Raw genomic sequence first — 5,908 nt, forward strand, 5'->3', positions numbered from 1 at the left:
CGTGAACGAGTGCACGGCCCGGCCCGTCCTCGCCGGCGATCGGAAGTGCGATGCGGCTCGGTGTGCCACTGGGCGTTCCGCTCTCCAGCAGATGCTTCCACCAGATGCCGTTGAACACTTTGTAGACCGGCGCACCGATCTGCTCCGCGACCCACGCACTCTCGAGTTGACCGTCTTCGATCGCCGCGATCTCACCGTCGCGTTCCCGCGGGTAGTAGTTGTTGGTCTCGATCACCGGCGCATCCGGCTTGCGCGCATCGACGATTCCGTCGGCCAAGTCGGGAACGTTCTTCTGCGGGATGCTCACGATGACGAGGTCGGCATCGGCGGCGGCGTCCTTGGCCCAGACCGCGGTCGCACCGGTTTCGTCCGCGAGGTCGGCGAGTGTCTCGGGGGAGCGCGAGTTCGACACCTTGACCTCGTGCCCGAGTTCGCGCAGCCGACGCGTCAGCGTGCCGCCGATCTGCCCTGCCCCGATGATTCCAATCTTCATGCATCGCCTCCGTGTGGTGTCGTCCGCTCTCTCATCGGGTGAACGTCGGGCATGCGGCACCCATTCCGCACCACGGACCATCGTCATTGGACGGCGCGGGATGATGGGGCCATGACCGCAAGATCGGCGAGCCCATTCCTTCGCTCCCTCGGGGCGGCTCTCGGCGTCATGGTGATGCTGCTGATGTGCGGACCGGCCGCCGGCGTGGCGCACGCGGCGATGGCGAGTCCGGCCGGCGATGGCATCTCGATAGGTGATCCCAATGCGCTGGGGCAGATCGATCTGTACGTGGATCCGCTATGCCCATACAGCGGAGCGATGGTGCGGGCCCAGGGCGCCGAAATCGGTGAGCGCGTGGAAGCCGGCACACTACGCGTCAACCTGCGGTTCGTGGACTTCCTCGACAAGTACTCCGCGAGCGGCACCTACGACAGCCGAGCGATCTACGCGGCGTACGTGGTGGCCGACCACTCGCACGCGAGTGACGTCACGTGGCGCTTCGTTCAGCTGATCTATTCGGCAGGCCAACAGCCGAAGGAGAAGGGGCCCACGGATCTGAGCAACGATCAGCTGGCCGACTTGGCCAATCAGGCGGGTGCGCCTCAACCGGCTCAGGATCTGATCAGAGTCGGCCTGCCAATCGGCTACGACCCACGGGCCATCGCTGCCAACAACCTCACCGTTCTGCACGGGTTTCCCGAGCCGGGTGTCCCGCTCGTCGTGATCAACGGTCGCTCGGTCGACGCAGAGTCGGACTGGCTGGCGACGCTTCCCGACTGAGACCGGCGCGAGCGGCGAGGCACGATCCTGCTGCCCCGGCCGGTGCGCCAGCTCCAGGTTCGGCGTGCTACGAGCCGGAGAGTTCGCCGACCTTGCCGGTGAAGGAAAGGTTTGGCGAGCCGCCGACGGTCGTGCAAGTGGTCGTGGCGATACGGCGGTCCTTTCCGTTCAGGGCTGCGGTCATGGAGCTGATCTGAGTCGGTCCGACTCCGCTGTGCCAGAGCAGCCAGTGCTCGGGGTGAACCGCAAGCGCGACACAGCTGGCCCCGCCGCCCGTGACGTTGGTGGAGCCGGCCAGCAGGCAGAGGCCGCCACCGGCATCGCGGCACGCGTTCACAGCGCCGGCCGAAGCATCGACGAACGACGAGGCATTCGTGAAGCTCGCCCAGGTTCCGCTGGCAGGCGAAAACGCGATGGCGGCGTAGGACTCGCCGCCACTGGGCTGGGCGTTGGCAGTCGCAGCGGCGCCGACGCCACCAACGGCGAGGGCACCAGCCGCGGCGACCATCAAGGCTGCCGCGGTGATCCGACGGGCTGATGAATTGGTGCTCTGGATGCTCATGGTCTCTCCTTCACAGTCGCGGCCCCTGTGGGCCGTGTTCAACTGTTAGGAGCGACGAGCCGCTGCATCTCCCTCACTTTTTTGCGAATGAGTTTTGCGCTAAGCGTCAACTCTCCGGCAGCTCGGCGAATCGCTTCTTGACGTCGTTGTACCAGCTCATCGACTTCTTGGGGTGGAGCCACCGGCCCTTCATCTCACCGCGGGCTGGCACGTGGGAGTCATCACCGGCCTTGACGATCTCCTTGAGGTGTTGGTCTTGCGCCTTGATGATGTCGTCGGCGCTCTCGCCGTGGTGCGGGAGGCCGCAGGGGCCACCGAGGTCCTGACAAGTCATGGTTTTCATTAGGGTCCTCCTCCTCTGGTCACACCGGGTGTTCCGGGTGCGTCAAGGTGGTGACGCATCCGACGACGAAAGTGTGACCGCCAATGGTGAGCGACAGCCAGCTCTTCGACGACTTCGAGGCCGAGCGAGGTCGTTTACAGCGCATCGCCGCGCGGATCCTGGGCGATCCGCACGCGGCCGAGGATGTCGTGCAGCAGGCGTGGCTGCGGCTGCATTCCACCGACGAGCCGATCGAGAATCTGCCTGGCTGGCTCACCACGGTGACCTCGCGGCTGTGCCTCGACCGACTGCGGGCGCGTACGCCGGTACCGACGGAATCGATCGAAGTCGAGGCGACGGCACCCGACCCGGCCGACGACGTAGTCCTGGCCGACTCCGTCGGCATCGCACTGCAGGTGGTGCTCGACCGGCTCACACCCTCCGAGCGGGTGGCCTTCGTGATGCACGACAGTTTCGGCTTCGACTTCGAGTTGATCGCCTCGATGCTCGACACGACGCCGGCCGCGGCACGCAAGCTGGCCTCTCGGGCTCGCGCCAAGGTCCGCCCGGCTGCGCCCGAGGACGCGTTGGCCGACTGGGAGATCGTGGACGCCTTCATGGCCGCGGCCCGTGAGGGTGACTTCGCCCGGCTGCTGGAGTTGCTCGCTCCCGACGCGGTGGTCTCCGCCGACGCAGCCGCGAGCGCGCTCGGCACGCCGACCCGCCTGGAGGGCCGCGATGAGGTGGCCGGCTTCTTCAACGGCGCTGCCGCGGCCGCCTTCCCGGTCTTCGTCGATGGTCGGCCGGGCGCCGCCTGGATCCACCGCGGCGAGTTCAAGGTCGCCTTCGACTTCACCGTCGAGGCCGGCAAGGTACGCCACGTGCAGTTCCGCGCCGCCGGCGACGTGCTGGCCGGGGTACGACGCCGCGAGGGTGGACTCGCGCGGACGTGACGAGGGCACCAACCCGCGAGGCGTGGCAAGAGCGCGGCTATGGCTCCTCCAAGGCACCGATCGCCGAATGAATCGACCTGAAGCCCGTTTGCGAAAGCGCATGCGCAAGCGCTTGCCTAAACGCTAGGCTCCCGTGCAAGATGACCTGGACGGTGATCGGCGTCACATCAAGCACGAGGGACAAGGGAGTCCGCATGTTGGGAAAGCGCACCAAGGGCACGGCAGCGATCGGGTCGATTCTCCTGGCTAGCTCGCTGATTCTCGGTCTGACCGGCTGCGGCGGATCGGATTCGGGCAGCGTCAAGGTCGGACTGATTACCAAGACCGATTCGAACCCGTACTTCGTGAAGTTGCGTGAGGCCGCCCAGACGCAGGCCGACAAGGACGGCGCCAAACTGATCGCGCTTGCCGGTGCGTTCGACGGTGACAACGAGGGCCAGGTCGCCGCCATCGAGAACCTGGTCGGCCAGGGCGTGAAGGGCATCCTGATCACGCCGAACTCCTCCACCGGAGTGCTCGACGCGATCAAGAAGGCGCGCGATGCCGGGGTCATCGTCATCGCTCTCGACACCGCGACCGACCCGGAAAGCGCCGTCGACGCCACCTTCGCCACCGACAACAAGGCCGCGGGCGTCAGCCAGGGCAAATGGGTGAAGGGCGCACTCGGCAACGTAGCGCCCCAGGTCGTGATGCTGGACGGAACCCCGGGTGGCACCGTCGACACCTTCCGTCACGACGGATTCCTCGAGGGCTTCGGGATCACCAACGACTCGCCGGAAATCGTCGGCCGGGAGAACACCAACGGCGATCAGACCAAGGCGCAGACCGCGATGGAGAACATCCTCCAGCGCGCTCCCGGCATCAATGCGCTCTACACGATCAACGAACCGGCGGCCGCCGGCGCCTACCAGGCAATCCAGTCCGCCAACCGCACCGCTCAGATCACCATCGGGTCGATCGACGGAAGTTGCACGGGCATCGCGGACGTGAAGGCCGGAAAGATCGGCGCGACGGTGCTGCAGTTCCCGGCGAAGATGGCTGAACTAGGCGTGCAGGCCGTGGTCAAGTTCGCCAAGGACGGCACCAAGCCCAGCGGATTCAATGACACCGGCTCGCAGCTCGTCACCGACAAGCCCGTCGCCGGACTCGAATCCAAGGACACCGCATGGGGTGAAGCGAACTGCTGGGGCACAGCTAGCAAATGACCACTGGCGCGCCCGCGACAGCGATGCCATCGGTATCGAGCCGGTTCAACGCGGGGAACCTCCTGCGTCAACCGTTGCTCGGGCCGCTGGTGGCACTCGTCATCGCCATCATCATCTTCAGCGCGGTCTCGGATTCGTTCCTCAATCCGCAGAACGTGTCGCTGATCCTCCAACAGTCGGTGGTCGTCGGCATTCTCGCCGTCGGCCAGACGCTGATCATCCTGACCTCCGGTATCGATCTGTCGATCGGCGCGGTCGCCGTCTTCGGGACGATCGTGATGGCCCAGAGTGCGGGCGCAGGAGGACCGGTCGTTGCGCTCGGGTCGACGCTTCTGGTGTGCGTGGCGTTCGGCGCGATCAACGGCGGGCTCGTCACGACCCTTCGATTGCCGCCGTTCATCGTCACGCTTGGAACGTTCACCGCGATACAGGCGGCCACCCGCCTACTCGCGGGCTCCGAGACCTACCGCGTGGAGCCAGGACCGCTGACCTTCTTGGGCACGTCCTTTCGCATCGGGTCGTTCTCGACGACGTTCGGTGTCGTCGCGATGCTCGCGGTCTACGTTCTGATGTGGTACGCGTTGTCCCAAACTGCTTGGGGTAAGCACATTTACGCCGTCGGGGGCAATCCGCAGGCGTCTAATCTGTCGGGCATCAAGTCCGGCCGGGTGCTGTTCTCCGTCTACCTCACCACGGGTGTGATCGCAGCCATTGCCGCGTGGGCTGCTCTCGGTCGAATCCCGAACGCCGATCCGAACGCGTACCAGAACGCCAATCTCGAGACGATCACCGCGGTCGTCATCGGTGGAACGAGTTTGTTCGGTGGGCGCGGAGGCGTTGGCGGAACCCTGGTGGGCACGCTGATCGTCGGCGTTCTGCGCAACGGTCTCACCCAGGCCGGCGTGGACAGTCTCTACCAGAACATCGCGACCGGGATTCTCGTGATCGTCGCGGTCGCAGTGGACCAATTCACCCGCAGGAGATCACAATGACGATCCCGACCGGCGCACCCGTTCTCGAAGCTCGTGGACTCGTCAAGAAGTACGGCAACGTGACGGCCATCAACGGAGCCGACTTCGAACTCCGCGATGGTGAGGTGCTCGCGGTCATCGGTGACAACGGTGCCGGAAAGTCCAGTTTGATCAAGGCTCTGGCAGGCGCGGTGGTTCCGGATGCAGGCGAGATCCTGATGAACGGAAAGCCAGTGTCGTTCAAGAACACTCGCGACGCCCGAGCAGCCGGAATCGAGACCGTCTACCAGGATCTCGCGGTCGTACCGGCGCTCGACATCGCGTCGAATCTGTACCTCGGACGCGAAGTACGACGAAAGGGTGTTGCGGGCAGCCTCTTCCGCCGACTGGACATGCCGAGAATGCGCGAGGAGGCGTCGCAGCATCTCGCGGACCTGAAGATCGGTATCAAGTCCGTCAACCAGGCCGTCGAGACGTTGTCCGGTGGGCAGCGTCAGGGTGTCGCGGTGGCGCGGGCTGCCGCGTTCGGTCGCGGCGTGATCATCATGGACGAACCGACGGCCGCCCTTGGCGTTCGGGAGTCGGGACAGGTCATCGACTTGATCCGGTCGATCCGCGACCG

8 protein-coding genes are annotated in these 5,908 nt (G+C 65.6%); 5 read left to right on the forward strand and 3 right to left on the reverse strand.

Annotation, left to right across the window (positions count from 1 at the left end):
* Positions 1–580: NADPH-dependent F420 reductase (locus tag QOD90_RS12170; protein WP_526349961.1), on the reverse strand; the 580-nt coding region annotated here is incomplete at its 3' end.
* Between the two features lie 24 nt (positions 581–604).
* Here QOD90_RS12170 and QOD90_RS12175 point away from each other — a divergent pair.
* A complete protein-coding gene (locus tag QOD90_RS12175) occupies positions 605–1,273 on the forward strand; it encodes a DsbA family protein (RefSeq protein ID WP_526349963.1) in 669 nt (222 codons plus the stop codon).
* A 67-nt stretch (positions 1,274–1,340) separates the two neighbouring features.
* Here QOD90_RS12175 and QOD90_RS12180 read toward each other — a convergent pair whose 3' ends face one another.
* On the reverse strand, positions 1,341–1,835 hold the full coding sequence (locus QOD90_RS12180) for a hypothetical protein (RefSeq protein ID WP_526349965.1): 495 nt from the start codon (positions 1,833–1,835) through the stop codon (positions 1,341–1,343).
* A 106-nt stretch (positions 1,836–1,941) separates the two neighbouring features.
* Positions 1,942–2,178: a hypothetical protein gene (locus QOD90_RS12185; RefSeq protein WP_526349967.1), complete on the reverse strand. Its 237-nt coding sequence runs from the start codon at positions 2,176–2,178 to the stop codon at positions 1,942–1,944.
* 83 nt (positions 2,179–2,261) lie between these two features.
* Here QOD90_RS12185 and QOD90_RS12190 point away from each other — a divergent pair, with 83 nt between their 5' ends.
* From QOD90_RS12190 to QOD90_RS12205, 4 genes are all read left to right on the forward strand, one after another.
* Complete coding sequence (locus QOD90_RS12190; RefSeq protein ID WP_526349969.1) at positions 2,262–3,110, forward strand: sigma-70 family RNA polymerase sigma factor; 849 nt, start codon at positions 2,262–2,264, stop codon at positions 3,108–3,110.
* A gap of 194 nt (positions 3,111–3,304) precedes the next feature.
* Positions 3,305–4,315, forward strand: a complete 1,011-nt coding sequence (locus QOD90_RS12195; protein WP_526349971.1) for a substrate-binding domain-containing protein — start codon at positions 3,305–3,307, stop codon at positions 4,313–4,315.
* A complete protein-coding gene (locus tag QOD90_RS12200) occupies positions 4,312–5,307 on the forward strand; it encodes an ABC transporter permease (RefSeq protein WP_526349973.1) in 996 nt (331 codons plus the stop codon). Before QOD90_RS12195 ends, QOD90_RS12200 begins: the two co-directional genes overlap by 4 nt.
* Positions 5,304–5,908, forward strand: a 605-nt coding sequence (locus QOD90_RS12205; protein WP_526349975.1) for an ATP-binding cassette domain-containing protein, incomplete at its 3' end; no start/stop codon positions are given. The genes QOD90_RS12200 and QOD90_RS12205, both read left to right, overlap by 4 nt.

Source organism: Mycobacterium sp., assembly GCF_032161845.1.
In the GTDB taxonomy this organism is placed as follows: domain Bacteria; phylum Actinomycetota; class Actinomycetes; order Mycobacteriales; family Mycobacteriaceae; genus Mycobacterium.